At 60.9% G+C, this 15,762-nt stretch carries 15 protein-coding genes; 8 read left to right on the forward strand and 7 right to left on the reverse strand.

Annotation, left to right across the window (positions count from 1 at the left end):
- Nucleotides 1-59 precede the first annotated feature (59 nt).
- Both ttcA and CKW19_RS03110 read left to right on the forward strand, forming a co-directional pair.
- A complete protein-coding gene (ttcA, locus tag CKW19_RS03105) occupies nt 60-884 on the forward strand; it encodes a tRNA 2-thiocytidine(32) synthetase TtcA (RefSeq protein WP_095056541.1) in 825 nt (274 codons plus the stop codon).
- Nucleotides 885-930: 46 nt separating this feature from the next.
- Nucleotides 931-1,605 carry a DNA-3-methyladenine glycosylase I gene (locus tag CKW19_RS03110; RefSeq protein WP_095056542.1) on the forward strand — a complete coding sequence of 225 codons (675 nt, stop codon included), beginning with the start codon at nt 931-933 and terminating at the stop codon, nt 1,603-1,605.
- 79 nt (nt 1,606-1,684) lie between these two features.
- Here the strand turns inward: CKW19_RS03110 and CKW19_RS03115 are convergent, their stop codons facing one another.
- Genes CKW19_RS03115 through arsC form a run of 3 tightly spaced genes read right to left on the reverse strand, consistent with a single transcriptional unit; the run spans nt 1,685 to nt 3,059 of the window.
- Complete coding sequence (locus tag CKW19_RS03115) at nt 1,685-2,110, reverse strand: DUF2069 domain-containing protein (RefSeq protein WP_053162036.1); 426 nt, start codon at nt 2,108-2,110, stop codon at nt 1,685-1,687.
- Nucleotides 2,111-2,112: 2 nt separating this feature from the next.
- Nucleotides 2,113-2,709: an NAD(P)H:quinone oxidoreductase gene (gene wrbA, locus CKW19_RS03120; protein ID WP_095056543.1), complete on the reverse strand. Its 597-nt coding sequence runs from the start codon at nt 2,707-2,709 to the stop codon at nt 2,113-2,115.
- The gene (gene arsC / locus CKW19_RS03125) at nt 2,706-3,059 is read right to left on the reverse strand and encodes an arsenate reductase (glutaredoxin) (protein ID WP_095056544.1); all 354 of its coding nucleotides are present in this window, start codon (nt 3,057-3,059) and stop codon (nt 2,706-2,708) included. Before arsC ends, wrbA begins: the two co-directional genes overlap by 4 nt.
- 114 nt (nt 3,060-3,173) lie before the next feature.
- Between arsC and CKW19_RS03130 the strand changes: the two genes are divergently transcribed.
- A complete protein-coding gene (locus CKW19_RS03130; protein WP_095056545.1) occupies nt 3,174-3,641 on the forward strand; it encodes a TlpA disulfide reductase family protein in 468 nt (155 codons plus the stop codon).
- Between the two features lie 124 nt (nt 3,642-3,765).
- Here the strand turns inward: CKW19_RS03130 and CKW19_RS03135 are convergent, their stop codons facing one another.
- From CKW19_RS03135 to CKW19_RS03150, 4 genes are all read right to left on the reverse strand, one after another.
- The gene (locus CKW19_RS03135; RefSeq protein WP_095056546.1) at nt 3,766-4,170 is read right to left on the reverse strand and encodes an META domain-containing protein; all 405 of its coding nucleotides are present in this window, start codon (nt 4,168-4,170) and stop codon (nt 3,766-3,768) included.
- Nucleotides 4,170-4,604, reverse strand: a complete 435-nt coding sequence (locus CKW19_RS03140) for a hypothetical protein (RefSeq protein WP_020799714.1) — start codon at nt 4,602-4,604, stop codon at nt 4,170-4,172. Before CKW19_RS03140 ends, CKW19_RS03135 begins: the two co-directional genes overlap by 1 nt.
- A gap of 77 nt (nt 4,605-4,681) precedes the next feature.
- Nucleotides 4,682-5,674 carry a 2-hydroxyacid dehydrogenase gene (locus tag CKW19_RS03145; protein ID WP_095056547.1) on the reverse strand — a complete coding sequence of 331 codons (993 nt, stop codon included), beginning with the start codon at nt 5,672-5,674 and terminating at the stop codon, nt 4,682-4,684.
- Nucleotides 5,675-5,829: 155 nt separating this feature from the next.
- On the reverse strand, nt 5,830-8,583 hold the full coding sequence (locus CKW19_RS03150) for a response regulator (RefSeq protein WP_095056548.1): 2,754 nt from the start codon (nt 8,581-8,583) through the stop codon (nt 5,830-5,832).
- Between the two features lie 215 nt (nt 8,584-8,798).
- On the opposite strand from CKW19_RS03150, the gene CKW19_RS03155 reads away from it, so the two are divergent.
- The 5 genes from CKW19_RS03155 (at nt 8,799) to relA (ending at nt 15,710) form a co-directional block, all read left to right on the forward strand.
- Complete coding sequence (locus CKW19_RS03155; protein ID WP_095056549.1) at nt 8,799-9,518, forward strand: response regulator transcription factor; 720 nt, start codon at nt 8,799-8,801, stop codon at nt 9,516-9,518.
- On the forward strand, nt 9,508-10,923 hold the full coding sequence (locus CKW19_RS03160) for a sensor histidine kinase (protein WP_095056550.1): 1,416 nt from the start codon (nt 9,508-9,510) through the stop codon (nt 10,921-10,923). The genes CKW19_RS03155 and CKW19_RS03160 overlap by 11 nt, the downstream gene beginning before the upstream one ends.
- A 167-nt stretch (nt 10,924-11,090) precedes the next feature.
- Nucleotides 11,091-11,993, forward strand: a complete 903-nt coding sequence (cysM, locus tag CKW19_RS03165) for a cysteine synthase CysM (protein WP_095056551.1) — start codon at nt 11,091-11,093, stop codon at nt 11,991-11,993.
- Nucleotides 11,993-13,345 (forward strand): 23S rRNA (uracil(1939)-C(5))-methyltransferase RlmD, encoded by a 1,353-nt coding sequence (rlmD, locus tag CKW19_RS03170; protein WP_095056552.1) that lies wholly within the window; start codon nt 11,993-11,995, stop codon nt 13,343-13,345. The genes cysM and rlmD overlap by 1 nt, the downstream gene beginning before the upstream one ends.
- A gap of 121 nt (nt 13,346-13,466) precedes the next feature.
- The gene (gene relA, locus CKW19_RS03175) at nt 13,467-15,710 is read left to right on the forward strand and encodes a GTP diphosphokinase (protein WP_095056553.1); all 2,244 of its coding nucleotides are present in this window, start codon (nt 13,467-13,469) and stop codon (nt 15,708-15,710) included.
- Nucleotides 15,711-15,762: the final 52 nt, after the last annotated feature.

A 15,762-nucleotide genomic window follows, 5' to 3' on the forward strand; every position in this document is an offset into this window, starting at 1 on the left:
CCAGTGGTGTTTTTTGCGTAAAATGCCGGCCTTTCGTCACACCTCACGGATTTCGCGTCATGGGCACTCTTACGGTCAACCAGAACAAACTGCAAAAGCGTCTTCGCCGTCAGGCCGGTGAGGCGGTTGCCGATTTCAACATGATTGAAGACGGCGACAAGGTCATGGTCTGCCTGTCCGGTGGCAAAGACAGCTACACCATGCTTGATGTGCTGATGCACTTGCAGAAGGTCGCGCCGATCAAGTTCGAGATCGTGGCCGTGAACATGGACCAGAAACAGCCGGGTTTCCCGGAACACGTGCTGCCGGCCTACCTGAAGGCGCTGGGCATCGAGTACCACATCGTCGAGAAAGACACGTACTCGGTGGTCAAGGAGCTGATTCCGGAAGGCAAGACCACGTGCTCGCTGTGTTCGCGCCTGCGTCGTGGCACGCTCTACACCTTTGCCGACGAAATCGGCGCGACCAAAATGGCCCTCGGTCATCACCGCGACGACATTGTCGAGACGTTCTTCCTGAACATGTTCTTCAACGGTTCGCTCAAGGCCATGCCGCCAAAACTGCGCGCCGATGACGGGCGCAACGTGGTGATCCGTCCGCTGGCCTACTGCAACGAGAAAGACATCCAGGCCTACTCGGACCTCAAGCAATTCCCGATCATCCCGTGCAACCTTTGTGGTTCCCAGGAAAACCTGCAACGCCAGGTGGTCAAGGACATGCTGCTGGACTGGGAGCGCAAGACCCCGGGCCGCACCGAGAGTATTTTCCGCAGCCTGCAGAACGTGATCCCGTCGCAACTGGCGGACCGCAACCTGTTTGATTTCACCAGCCTCAAGATCGACGAAAGCGCGGCTTCGCGGTTCGTCAACGTGGTCAACCTTTAACTGCGATCACTGTGGGCAGTTCATTTTTCAATCCTCAGGAGAGGGCATGCGCGATTACAAGTGGCTCAATGAGTACTGCCTGAACCGCTTCGGTTCGGCGGCTGAACTGGAAGCCCATCTGCCCGTTCCCAAGACTCCGGCGCAACTGCGCAAGATCAGCGATGATCGCTACCTCTCGACCATGGCATTGCGCGTGTTCCGCGCCGGCCTCAAGCACAGCCTGGTGGATGCAAAATGGCCGGCCTTCGAAGAAGTGTTCTTCAAGTTCGACCCGGAAAAAGTCGTGCTGATGAGCGCCGAGCATCTTGAGCGGCTGATGCAGGACGCGCGGATCATCCGCCATTTGGGCAAGCTCAAAAGCGTACCGCGCAATGCGCAGTTCGTGCTGGACGTGGCCCATGAGAAGGGCAGCTTCGGCGCGATGATTGCCGATTGGCCCGTGACCGATATCGTCGGGCTCTGGACCTTTCTGAAAAAACGCGGTCATCAGTTGGGCGGTTTGTCGGCGCCACGCTTCTTGCGCATGGTTGGCAAGGACACCTTTGTGCCGAGCTACGACGTGGTGGCGGCATTGAATGCGCAGAAGATCGTCGACAAGGTGCCGACCAGCTTGCGCGACCTCGCGTTGATGCAGGACGTGTTCAATCAGTGGCATGAAGAGAGTGGTGGGCGGCCGATGAGCCAGATTTCGATGATGCTGGCTTACACAGTGAACCATTGAGACCGAGTCGCCCCCATCGCTGGCAAGCCAGCTCCTACAGGTTCACCGCAAGAGCTGGCTTGCCAGCGATGGCATCAGATCAGGCGACGGAGGGGGTGCCCTCGCCAGCCAGCTTGCGGTTCAACTGATACCGCCAGCGCACGTACAGTAGCGCCGAACAGAACACCGCCAGGCTCGCGCCCATCTCCAGCAAACCGAATATCTGTCGATTCGGGTCATAGGCGGCCAATGCGCCCTTGATGAAATACAGGTTCACCACAAAACACATCCACGAATGCCCGCGAGGACTGCCGACGATCATCCCCGGCGCCAACAGCAGCAACGGCACCAGTTCGATCAGCAGAATTACCCAGGGACGTGCGCCGTGCAGATCGGCGACTGCCAGGTAGTAAACACACAGCAGTCCCACCAGGCCGAAAAAGCACAGCAGGCTGATAACGCGCATGGCCCGAACCCGGGGTTCAAGCCATTCGATGGCGGGCAAAATCTTCGGTTTCCTGGCCACCTTCAGCCCTCCAGTTTCAGTGCAGTCTTCGCCAGGCGCATGCCCAGCGCGCGGCACAGCGCAATTTCATGGCTATCCAGACCGCTTTTGCCATCGGCGCCGGCGTGATGGCTGGCACCATACGGCGTGCCGCCGCCCTGGGTTTCCAGTAGCGCCGATTCACTGTAAGGCAGGCCGGTGATCAGCATGCCGTGGTGCAGCAACGGCAGCATCATCGACAGCAGGGTGGTTTCCTGGCCGCCGTGCAGGCTGGCGGTGGAGGTGAACACACCGGCCGGTTTACCCACCAGCGCGCCGGTCAGCCACAGGTTGCTGGTGCCGTCGAGGAAGTACTTGAGCGGCGCCGCCATGTTGCCGAAGCGGGTCGGGCTGCCGAGGGCCAGTCCGGCGCAATTCTTCAGGTCGTCGAGGCTGGCATACAGCGCGCCTTCATCCGGAATCTCTGGCGACACAGCTTCGCATTCGGTGGAAATCGCCGGCACGGTGCGCAAGCGCGCTTCAAGGCCAGCCTGCTCGACGCCGCGAGCAATTTGCCGGGCCATCTCATTGGTCGAGCCGCTGCGGCTGTAATACAGGACCAGAATGTAGGGCGCGCTCATGGCAACAGTTCCAGGATCTGCTCCGGCGGCCGGCCGATGACGGCTTTGTCGCCGGCTTCGAGAATCGGTCGCTCCATCAATTTCGGGTGGGCGGCGATGGCGGCGATCAGCTGCGCCTCGCTCAGGCTGCTGTCGGCCAGGTTGAGGGTCTTGTATTCGTCTTCGCCAGTGCGCAGCAATTGCCGGGCGCTGATGCCGATTTTGCCCAGCAGGCGCTGGATTTGCGCGGCGTCCAGCGGCGTTTCCAGGTAACGGACCACCGTTGGCGTCAGGCCGCGGGCTTCAAGCAGTTCGAGCGCACCGCGGGATTTCGAGCAGCGCGGATTGTGATAAAGCGTCAGATCGGTCATGAGCGGGTCGCATCTTGCGTAAGGTGGCGGCTATTCTAACTGTGCAGCGCGCAATCCAGAACCGTGAGAGGCGATGGGTCGCAGGCGCATTCAATTTTTGACAAGGAACACGACATGACAAGGCGACTGGCAGCGGCATTGGCGATCATCGGGACGTTGATGCTGGGGGGCTGCGGTAACGACTATGGCATCGACCAGAACGGTCAGAAAATCGCCAGCGAGCGCCTGGACAACCAATGGCTGGTGCTTAACTTCTGGGCCGAATGGTGCGGGCCTTGCAGAACAGAGATACCGGAGCTGAATGCCTTGGCCGAGCAGCTCAAGGACAAGAAGATCGGTGTGTTCGGGGTCAACTTCGACAACGTGCAGGGTGAAGAACTCAAAAGCGCCAGCGAGAAGCTGGGGATCAAGTTCACCGTGCTGGCGCAGGACCCTTCGGAGTTGTTCGAGCTACCACGCAGTGAGGCATTGCCGGTGACGTACATCATCGATAACAAAGGCAAGGTGCGCGAGCAATTGATGGGTGAGCAGACGGCGGCAGGGGTGGCGGCGAAGCTTGAGGCGTTGCAGGCGAAGAATTGATCAGAGAGACCTTGCAGGAGCCGGCTTGCTGGCGATAGCGCCAGATCGGTCAACATTGATGTCGCCTGAAACAATGCTATCGCCGGCAAGCCGGCTCCTACAGGTTTAGATGGTTGCGAAGGGATCAACCCTCTTCGAGCCACCAACGCAACGGCTTGCCTTCGGCCGGCCAGAAGCGCATCTGGTCGATCGGCGAAACGTCCCAGCGCTGTACATTTTCCAACGCTTGCAGGAAGCGTTTTTCCTGCTCCATCAGCGCTGGCGCACAGAGTTTGCGGGTGCTGCCGATTTTGCCGAAGCTCAGCTTGTGACCTTCGAGGGTGTAGGGCGCGAACCAGTGGTTGCAGCCGCCGTTGCCGTAAGCCCGGCCGTCTTCACCGAGGGTGATGGTCAGGTGGCTGTAATCCATCAACGGCCGCTCGCCGATCCATTCCAGAATGTAGCTGCGGTTTTGCTGCAATGGCACCGGATCGGCGGCGCAGCCCATCAGGCTGGCACCGACCATCCCGGTCAGAGCAAGGCGATTCATCACGCAGGCTCCTGGCATTTCGGGCACAGGTGTTTCTCGCCGACAGTGGTCCAGCCCAACTCGGCAATCCGCGCGGTGGCGGCAGGCTTTTCGGCCTTGTTGCCCAGTTTGGCGTCGACCGCGAACTCGAAGCTCAGCTCTTTGGCGCAGCTGTCACAGTTGACCTGCCAGGTGTGGATCGCCAGTTCGCCGAACACCGGGCCACTGGCAACCGCGACCCATTGGCCCGGCGGATTGATCAGGTGGCGAACCGTTTCGACGGTCAGGCGCATGGACAAGTCCTTGGCACCTTTGAGCGTCACGACCAGCACGTCATTGTTGCGAATCGAACCACCGTTGCCGGTGACTTGATAACGCCCCGGCACCAGGGCGCGGCATTCAGTGAGGGTGTGTTGCGGGTTCATCAGCGTGTAGCGGAAATCGTGTTCGACCATGGGTCCTCCAAATATGCGCGATATGCTAGCACGGGCTTGCACGCGACATATTGCAGGCGGGTGACCTTCGATCCGTTTCAGTCACCCTCGACCTGGTTTTGCGCCGACCCCGCCGCCCAGGCTGCGATGTTCTGCAAGGTGGTGGCCGCAATCGCGTCCAGGGCTTCGCGGGTCAGGAAGGCCTGATGCGCGGTGACGATCACGTTAGGAAAGGTCAGCAGGCGCGCCAGCACGTCGTCCTGCAAGGGCAGGTCGGAACGGTCTTCGAAGAAAATTTGCGCTTCCTCTTCGTACACATCCAGCCCCAGATACCCCAGGCGACCATCCTTCAGCGCATCGATCAACGCCGGTGTATCGACCAGACCGCCGCGTCCGGTGTTGATCAGCATTGCGCCGGGCTGCATGTGCGCCAGCGACTCGTGATTGATCAAGTGCTTGCTCTGCTCGTTGAGCGGGCAGTGCAGGCTGATGATCTGCGATTCAGCCAACAGTTGCGGCAGGCTCAGGTAGCGGGCGCCGAGGGCTTCGACCTGCGGGTTGGGGTAAGGGTCATAAGCCAGCAGTTGGCAGCCGAAACCGTTCATGATTTTTGCGAAGGTCGCGCCGATCTGCCCGGTGCCGACCACGCCGACAGTCTTGCCGACCAGATCGAAACCGGTCAGCCCCTGAAGCCTGAAGTCCCCCTCGCGGGTGCGGTTGTAGGCGCGGTGCAGGCATCGGTTGAGGGCGAGGATCAGCGCCACCGCATGTTCAGCGACGGCATGGGGCGAATAGGCTGGAACGCGCACGATGTCCAACCCCAGGCGTTTTGCCGTGGGCAAGTCGACATGGTTGTAACCCGCCGAACGCAGAGCGATCAGGCGAGTGCCGCCTGCCGCCAGGCATTCGAGCACCGGTGCGCTCAGGTCATCATTGATGAATGCGCAGACCACCTCGTAACCCTGGGCCAGTGCCGCGGTATCGAGGCTCAGCCGTGCCGGCTGGAAATACAGTTCGATGCCGCTCGCAGGTTCGGCACCCAGAAAACTGTCGCGATCGTAGGTCTGGCTGCTGAATAGAATCGTACGCATGATTTCCCCTTTGTCCCATTCCAGCAGGAGCCGGTTTGCCGGCGAAGGGGACCTCAAGTGTTTCGTGGTTCTTGAGACCGATTCGTTGGCAAGCCAGCTCCTGCAGAGTTAGCGGTGAGCTTATGCCGATGTTGAAACAACGTCCTTGCGTTGCATCAAGCATTCATGCGCGCCTGGGTGGCCAGACGATTGATCGCCCGGTCGAGTTCATCGAGCGCCATGTTGGCCTTCGGGTCTTGCTGCTTGAGCAGGGTTTCGCTGCGTTGGCAGGCGGCACGCAATTGCGGAACGCCACAGTAGCGGGTCGCGCCGTGCAGGCGATGGACCCGCTCGATCAGGGCGTTGTGATCATTGCTTTGCTGGGCCAGACGAATGGCTTCGCGGTCGGCTTCCAGGGAGGCCAGCAGCATCGCCAGCATATCCGCCGCCAGATCAGCCTTGCCGGCCGCCAGGCGCAAGCCTTCTTCATGGTCGAGCACCAGCAGGTCATGACCGCCGGCGTGTCCATCGTTGGAGCGCTCAGGGCTGTGGTTGCGCAGCGCCAGACCGCTCCATTTCAGGACAACCTGCGCCAGTTGCCGCTCGCTGATCGGTTTGGTCAGGTAGTCGTCCATGCCGCTTTGCAGCAGTGCGCGTTTTTCGTTGGCCATGGCGTGCGCGGTGAGGGCGACGATGGGCAACGGCGTGCAATGCCGTTCGCTTTCCCACTGACGGATCGCCTCGGTGCTCTGGCGTCCATCCATGCCGGGCATCTGCACGTCCATCAGCACCAGATCGAACGTCTCGTTCTGCACCGCTTTGATGGCGGCGTAACCACTATCGACGGCCAGCACCTTGGCGCCCATGTCTTCGAGCAAGGTTTGCACCAGCAGCAGATTGGCCGGGTTGTCGTCGACACACAGCACTTTCGGTGCGCGACTGGACAGCGGTTCGCTCGGCTCGCTGCGCAAGGTGCGCGGGTTGACCAGATCGGACAACGAACGGCGCAGTTTGCGGGTGCACGCCGGTTTGGCCTGGAGTTGACTGTGGGGGTTGGGCACCGAGAGATGGAACAGCGTTTGTTCCGTGGTCGGGCACAGCACCAACACTTTGCAGCCCAGGTGTTCGAGATCCCAGATGTGCTGGTTGAGGCGTTCCGGCGGCATGTCGTTGCTGGTGATCCCCAGCACCGCCAGGTCGATGGATTGTTCGGTCTGGTGAGCGCTGGTGACGCCGTTGGTCAGGCTTTCCAGCGTACTGAACGGGGTGACGGAAAGACCGCAATCTTCCAGTTGATGTTGCAACGCCTGACGCGCCAGTTCGTGGTTTTCCAGCACCGCCACCCGACGTCCGAACAGCGGCGCGCCCGGCAAGTCTTCAACGTCGTCACGGGTTTTTGGCAGGCTCAGGCTGATCCAGAACTCCGAGCCTTCGCCCGGCGTGCTGTCGACGCCGATCTCGCCGCCCATCTGTTCGATCAGACGCTTGGAAATCACCAGCCCCAGACCGGTACCGCCCGGTTGTCGCGACAGCGAGTTGTCGGCCTGACTGAACGCCTGGAACAGGGTGCGCACGTCCTGGTTCGACAGGCCGATGCCGGTGTCCTGAATACTGATGCGCAGTTGCACGCTGTCTTCGTGTTCTTCTTCGAGCATGGCGCGGGCGACGATGGTGCCTTCGCGGGTGAACTTGATTGCGTTGCTCACCAGGTTCGTGAGGATCTGCTTGAGGCGCAGCGGGTCGCCCACCAGGGACAGCGGCGTGTCGCGATAGACCAGGCTCACCAGCTCCAGCTGTTTGGCGTGGGCGGCCGGGGCCAGGATCGTCAGGGTGTCTTGCAGCAGGTCGCGCAGGTTGAACGGAATATGGTCGAGCACCAGTTTGCCGGCCTCGATTTTCGAGAAGTCGAGAATCTCGTTGATGATCCCCAGCAGGCTGTCGGCGGACTTTTCGATGGTGCCCAGGTAGTCGAGTTGGCGGGGCGTCAGCTCGCTTTTTTGCAACAGGTGAGTGAAACCGAGGATGCCGTTGAGCGGCGTGCGGATTTCGTGGCTCATGTTGGCCAGGAATTCGGACTTGATCCGGCTCGCCTCCAGGGCTTCCTTGCGCGCCAGGTCCAGTTCGATGTTCTGGATTTCAATGGTTTCCAGGTTCTGGCGCACGTCTTCGGTGGCCTGATCGATGCTGTGCTGCAATTCTTCCTGGGCGTTTTGCAGGGTGCCGGCCATGCGGTTGATGCCGGACGCCAATTCATCCAGTTCCTGGCTGCCGAGGGGCGGCAGACGGGTTTCCAGATGGCCCTCCTTGAGCTGGGTCACGGCTTGCGTGATCTGGCTCAGTGGTCGATTGATGCTTCGGCCCATGCGCAGCGCCAGCAACGCCGCACCGATGAGCCCGGCACCGATCATCAGCAGGCTGGCGAACAGACTGCGATAACCGCGCAACAGCATGCCGCTGTGGGACAGTTCCAGTTCGACCCAACCCAGCAGGCGCTCGGTTTCTTCGGGGATGACCGCTCCGGCCAGGTTGCGATGTTTGCCGAATACCGGCATCAGGTAGCGAGTCGCATCACTGCCGCTGCGATGCAGCATTTGCGTGCCGTTACCCAATGGCGATTGATTGAGCATGCTCGGGCCGGCGTGGGCGAGTGGAGTGCGGTCGGGAGCGAGGAGGGTGACGGCGCGTACGTCGGACTGTTCCAGGGCTTGTGTGGCGATGCGTTCCAGCAACTCGTTGTCCTGATGGCTCAGGGCCGGTGCTGCCAGAGGGGCCAGTTGCTCGGTGATCATCTCACCGCGTTGCATCAATTGGGTCTGCAGGTCGGACTGTTGCATCCAGATGAAGTAACCGCCCAGCACCAACGCCATCAGGCTGGTCGGCAACAGGGTCAGCAACAGCACGCGGCCTTTAATCCCCAGTTTCTTGAGCACGCCTCTCTCCTGCATCCAGCCATTTATAAACCTGCACTTGCGTGCGGCAAACACCACGTGCGCAGTGTAGCGACTTGCTTGCAGGCAATCTTCGTAAAATTGATGTCGTCGTTCGTCGGCCAGTGCGGTGGATTGGCGTTATGGGCCAACCGTGGGTTGCCCCGGCTGCAGCAATCTTGAATAATCGCTCAACTGAGAATTATTTGCAGATAGTCATGACTCCCATTGCTGCCAGCCATCCCCGAATCCTGTCCATCGAAGACGACCTCGTTCTCGGTGCCTATGTTCACGAGCATCTGGACCGCAGCGGTTTTCAGGTGACCTGGTGCAAGAACGGTCAGGAAGGCCTGACCATGGCCCGCGAGCAACCGTTCGATGTGGTGCTGATGGATATTCTGCTGCCGGGCATGGACGGTCTGGCCGTGTTGACTCAACTGCGTCAGAGCCATTCCACTCCGGTGTTGCTGATGTCGGCCCTGGGCGCGGAGGCGGATCGCATCAGCGGCTTTCGACTCGGTGCCGACGACTACCTGCCCAAGCCATTCAGCATGGTGGAGTTGCGGGTGCGCATCGAAGCGATTCTGCGGCGGGTGGCCCTCGACCGTCGGCCTGCTCCGGTCGCCGTTGTGTCGTCGATGGACAGCCTGCGTTTCGACGAAGAGCATTTCGATGCCTTTTATGGCGAGCGCCCGGCCGGCCTGACCCGCAGCGAGTACCGATTGCTCGATACGCTGTACCGCAGCGTTGATGAAGTCTTGAGCAAAGCCTTCCTTTATCAACACGTGTTGCAACGTGGTTATGCCGCCCATGATCGCAGCCTGGACATGCACATCAGTCAGATCCGTCGCAAGCTCAAGGCCATCGATTACACCGAGCGCGAAGTGCGCACGGTCTGGGGCAAGGGTTACATCTTGAGCGCAGCCGATGAAATGTAATTTGCCGGGCCGGCATTCGCTGTTCTGGAAACTGGCCTGTTTGCTGGTGGCATTCTGTCTGCTGATGATCTGGCTGAGCTGGTCCTGGGGCCGCTACATGGAGCAGCGAAACCAGTTCCTCTCCGATGAGGCTCGGGGCACGTTGACGCGCTATGCCGCGCAGGCTGAGCAGGCATGGGAGAGGGGCCAGAACGCGGGTGTCGATGCCTGGTTGCAGGACATGCAGCAGCGCGAAGCGAGCTGGATCGGGGTCGTAGGCGGGGATTTGCAGTCGTTGAGCGAGCATCCGCTGACCGACAAGGAGATTGAGCGCCTGACCTTCCTGCGCGGCCTCGACTGGCCGATCCACAAGAAAGGCCGGCCATGGATGCGGGTACCGTTTCCCGGCGATCCGTCGGTCGGCAGTCTGGTGATCGAACTGCCCCAGCGCTTCGTGCCCGGTCGTTATCGGGTGTTGTGGCGCGTGATCACCAACGGCGTGATTCCGGGCCTGTTCACCTTGCTGCTGTGTGTCGGCCTGTACCGTTTGCTGGTAGTACCACTCAACAGTCTGCGTGCCCAGGCCAACGCCTGGCGTGCCGATCAGCTCAATGTGCGGTTATCGAGTCGAACCACCAATCGTTCAGATGAACTCGGTGAGCTGGGCAGGGCGTTCGATCACATGTCCGAACGCTTGCAAACCACGGTTGCGTTACAGCAGCAGTTGCTGCGCGATCTGTCCCATGAGTTGCGCACGCCGTTGAGCCGACTGCGGGTGGCCAGTGAAAGCGAGCAAGGCCTGGAGCAATTGCGCGAACGCATCGGTCGCGAAGTCGATGGCATGCAGCGTCTGGTGGAAGACACACTGCAACTGGCCTGGCTCGACACCGAGCGAGCCCGATTACCCGACGAATCGATTCAGATCCAGGCGTTATGGGAAATGCTCACGGAAAACGCCTGCTATGAAAGTGGCTGGCCGGCGGCGCAGCTGCAATGCTCGGTGGATTCATCCTGCTGGGTTCGCGGTCATCTCAACACGCTGGCCCAGGCGCTGGAAAACATCCTGCGAAACGCGATTCGCCATTCGCCCGAAGGGGGCGTCGTCCGGCTTGGTGGGCAGCGTGATGGGGAATTCTGGCACCTGTGGCTGGAAGACCAGGGGGGCGGGGTGGCAGAAACCGATCTGGAGCGGATCTTCCTGCCGTTCACCCGACTCGATGGCTCACGTCCCGGCGACGGTGGCTTTGGCCTGGGCTTGAGCATCGCCAGAAACGCAGTGCAACGTCAGGGCGGGCAACTGTGGGCGCAGAACACCGGGACCGGGTTGTGCCTGAATATGCGTCTGCTTGCGGATGTTGATCGTGCCAGCGCCGACGTCATCGCGGGCGAGCCCGCAGTGACCGTGTTTCAACCGCAAAGTGTGTGATCACTGCGCAACCTTTAGGAGCGAGCACGCTCGCGATGAGGCCCTCAAAATCAATACACATTCCCGCCTTATTCCCATAAACCATAAGCACCGTACTTTGCGTGATATGGCCTTGCGAGGTTTGCCGGTATGATAGTCGCCCCCGCAGTCTGGATTGCGAATACGCCATGACCTTGCAGTACCCAACCATCGCCGATTGCGTCGGCAACACTCCGCTGGTCCGTTTGCAGCGCCTGCCTGGCGCCACCAGCAATACCCTTTTGCTCAAGCTCGAAGGGAACAACCCGGCGGGTTCGGTCAAGGACCGTCCGGCGCTGTCGATGATTACCCGCGCCGAGTTGCGTGGGCAGATCCACGCCGGCGATACGCTGATCGAAGCGACCTCGGGTAATACCGGGATTGCGTTGGCCATGGCCGCCGCGATCAAGGGTTACAAGATGATCCTGATCATGCCGGACAACTCCAGTGCCGAACGCAAGGCCGCCATGACCGCGTATGGCGCCGAACTGATTCTGGTCAGCCAGGAAGAAGGTATGGAAGGCGCTCGCGACCTCGCCCAGCGAATGGAAGCCGAAGGTCACGGCAAGGTGTTGGACCAGTTCGCCAACGGTGACAACCCTGAAGCGCACTACACCACCACCGGCCCGGAAATCTGGCGTCAGACCGAGGGCACCATTACCCATTTCGTCAGTTCCATGGGCACCACCGGCACCATCATGGGTGTTTCGCGCTACTTGAAAGAGCAGAACGACAACGTGCAGATCGTCGGCCTGCAACCCATGGAAGGCTCGGCGATTCCGGGCATCCGTCGCTGGCCCCACGAATACCTGCCGAAGATCTACCAGGCCGATCGCGTGGACCGGATCGTCGACATGGCGCAAAGCGAGGCCGAAGACGTCACCCGTCGACTGGCCCGCGAAGAAGGCATTTTCTGTGGCGTATCCTCGGGCGGTGCCGTGGCAGCGATGTTGCGTCTGTCCAAAGAAGTTGAAAATGCGGTGATCGTCGCGATCATCTGCGACCGTGGCGACCGTTACCTGTCGACCGGCATTTTCGACGCGCCCAACTGATGGCCAAGCATGAGAGAGGCCTGCGCTTCCAGCCCACCGGCGGCAGCAAGGCCCCGCAAGTCCCGACCGGCAAAAAGCAGCGCCTGACCATTGAGCGCCTGGCCAACGACGGTCGCGGTATCGCGTTTTTCGAAGGCCGCACCTGGTTCGTTCTCGGCGCATTGGCCGGTGAAGAAATCGAGGCTCGCGTGCTCGGTGCCCACGGCAAAGTGGTCGAGGCACGCACCGAACGGGTGTTCAAGGCCAGCGAACTGCGACGCCCTGCACCGTGCCCCCATGCCGGCCGTTGTGGCGGTTGCAGCGTGCAGCATCTGCCTCATCAAGAACAACTTGCCCTGAAACAGCGCATGCTCGCCGAGCAATTGTCGAAAGTCGCCGGGGTCGAGCCCGAAGAGTGGGCAGCGGCTTTGAGCGGCCCTGAATTCGCCTACCGTCGTCGTGCCCGCGTCGCCGTACGCTGGGACATGAAGGCGAAGAAGCTCGAAGTCGGTTTCCGCGCCGCCGGCAGTCAGGACATCGTCGGTATCGATGAATGCCCGGTGCTGGTACAGCCCTTGCAACCGATCATGGCCCGCCTGCCGGAGATGTTGCGGCGCTTGAGCAAGCCTCAGGCACTCGGGCACGTGGAATTGTTCTGCGGTTCTTCGCTGGCGGTGTTGCTGCGGCACATGGCGCCGTTGTCCGAGGCAGACCTGGCGATCCTCAAGGATTTCTGTGCGTTCCATGAAGCCCAATTGTGGCTGCATGGCGACGGCGAGCCGCAACCGGTCGAGGCTGGTCAGTCGCTGGGTTATCGTCTGGAACAATGGGATCTGGAACTGGCTTACCGTCCGGGGGATTTCATCCAGGTCAACGCCGGGGTCAACGAAGCCATGGTGGCTCAGGCACTGGACTGGTTGAAGCCGAAGGCGCAAGAACGGGTTCTCGATCTGTTTTGTGGTCTGGGCAACTTTGCCTTGCCGCTGGCCAAGACCGCTCGTGAAGTCGTGGCGGTCGAAGGCGTACAGGTGATGGTCGATCGGGCAGCGGCGAATGCGGCTAGCAATAATCTGCATAACGCGAAGTTTTTTCAGGCCGATTTATCCCAGCCTTTGACGGACGCCGAATGGGCCGCCGAAGGCTTTTGTGCGGTACTCTTGGATCCACCGCGTGACGGTGCTTTCGAGGTCGTGCGCAAGCTCAAGTCGCTGGGTGCCGAACGGTTGGTGTATGTGTCGTGCAACCCGGCAACGCTGGCGCGCGACACGGTCGAATTGATCAAGCAGGGCTACCGGTTAAAACGTGCCGGGATTCTCGATATGTTTCCTCAGACGGCACATGTCGAGGCCATGGCGTTATTTGAAGCGAGCTAGGATGCTCGTCTGGTCCGACTGGCCCGCCCGTGCTGCTGCGCACTAGCCCGACGTGGGCGCACGGGCAACGAAGGTCAGCGATTTGACGCATTGAATCTGCGTCGTAGGGAAGGTAAGCAAGATGGTACAGGTGAGAGCACACCAGCCGATCAACACCGACGGCAGTATCAATCTCGAGGCTTGGCTCGATCATGCGGTCAGTGTCGATCAGGCACTGGATCGCGAAGCCTTGAAGGAGGCCTGCGAGTACGCTCGCGAGGCCGAACAGCAAGCCAATGCGGCACAAAATCTGTGGTCGGAAGGCAACTCGACTTTCCGCACCGGGCTTGAGATCGCCGAGATTCTCGCCGACCTCAAGCTTGATCAGGATTCGCTGGTCGCCGCGATCCTGTATCGCGGCGTGCGCGAAAACCAGATCCCGCTGCCGGCCGTCAGCCAGCGCTTCGGTCCCGTGGTCGCCAAACTCATCGACGGCGTGCAACGCATGGCGGCGATCAGTGACAGCCTGAGCCCGCGCAAGTCCATGGTGATGGGCACCCAGGGCCAGGTGGAAAACCTGCGCAAGATGCTGGTGGCGATGGTCGACGACGTGCGCGTCGCTTTGATCAAACTGGCCGAACGCACGTGCGCGATCCGTGCGGTGAAAACCGCCGACGATGAAAAGCGCAACCGCGTGGCCCGTGAAGTCTTCGACATCTACGCGCCGCTGGCCCATCGCCTGGGTATCGGTCACATCAAGTGGGAACTGGAGGACTTGTCCTTCCGTTACCTCGAGCCCGACCAGTACAAGCAGATCGCCAAGTTGCTCCACGAGCGGCGACTGGATCGCGAGCGCTTTATCAGCGACGTGATGAGCCAGCTGAAAAACGAATTGCAGGCCACCGGCGTCGATGCCGACATCAGCGGCCGGGCCAAACACATCTATTCGATCTGGCGCAAAATGCAGCGCAAGGGTCTGGAGTTCAGCCAGATCTACGACGTGCGCGCCGTTCGCGTGCTGGTGCCGGAAATGCGCGATTGCTACACCGCGCTGGGCATCGTCCACACCCTGTGGCGGCACATCCCGAAAGAGTTCGACGACTACATCGCCAACCCCAAGGAAAACGGCTACCGCTCGCTGCACACCGCGGTGATCGGGCCTGAGGGCAAGGTGCTGGAAGTGCAGATCCGCACCCATGCCATGCACGAAGAGGCCGAGCTGGGGGTTTGCGCACACTGGAAATACAAAGGCACCGACGTCAAGTCCGGGTCCAATCACTACGAAGAGAAAATCTCCTGGCTGCGTCAGGTGCTCGAGTGGCATGAAGAGCTGGGCGACATCGGTGGCCTGGCGGAGCAGTTGCGGGTCGACATCGAACCCGACCGTGTCTACATCTTCACTCCGGACGGTCACGCTATCGACTTGCCGAAGGGCGCGACGCCGCTGGACTTCGCCTACCGCGTGCACACCGAAATCGGTCACAACTGCCGCGGCGCCAAGATCAACGGGCGCATCGTGCCGCTCAACTACAGCCTGCAAACCGGTGAGCAGGTCGAGATCATCACCAGCAAGCACGGCACCCCGAGCCGCGACTGGCTGAACCCGAACCTGGGCTACGTCACAACGTCGCGGGCGCGGGCGAAGATCGTTCACTGGTTCAAGTTGCAGGCGCGCGATCAGAACGTCGCTGCGGGTAAAACCCTGCTTGAGCGTGAACTCAATCGCCTCGGCCTGCCGGCGGTGGATTTCGACAAGCTGGCCGACAAGGCCAACATGAAAACCGCCGAAGACCTGTTCGCCGCACTCGGTGCCGGCGATTTGCGCCTGGCGCAACTGGTCAACCTGGCGCAACAACTGGTCGAACCGGAACGCGGCAATGAACAGCTGGAGCTGATTCCGCGCAAAGCCACCGGTTACAAACCGGGCAAGCGCGGCGACATTCAGATCCAGGGCGTCGGCAACCTGATGACGCAGATGGCCGGCTGCTGCCAGCCGCTGCCGGGCGATGCAATCGTCGGTTACATCACCCAGGGCCGTGGCGTGAGCATTCACCGCCAGGACTGCGCCTCTGTGCTGCAACTGGGTGGGCGTGAGCCGGAACGGATCATTCAGGTCAGCTGGGGCCCGGTGCCGGTGCTCACCTATCCGGTGGACATCGTCATTCGCGCCTACGACCGTTCGGGTTTGCTGCGAGACGTTTCGCAGGTGTTGCTCAACGAGCGGATCAACGTGCTGGCGGTCAACACCCGCTCGAACAAGGAGGACAACACCGCGCTGATGTCCCTGACCATCGAAATTCCGGGGCTGGACGCGTTGGGAAGGTTGCTGGGGCGGATTTCCCAGCTGCCGAACATCATCGAAACCCGGCGTAACCGTACGCCTTGAAGATGACTTCGATCCATTGTGGGAGCTGGCTTGCCAGCGATGCAGACAACTC

Origin of the sequence: Pseudomonas sp. Irchel s3f7 (genome assembly GCF_900187615.1) — a bacterium.
Classification (GTDB): domain Bacteria; phylum Pseudomonadota; class Gammaproteobacteria; order Pseudomonadales; family Pseudomonadaceae; genus Aquipseudomonas.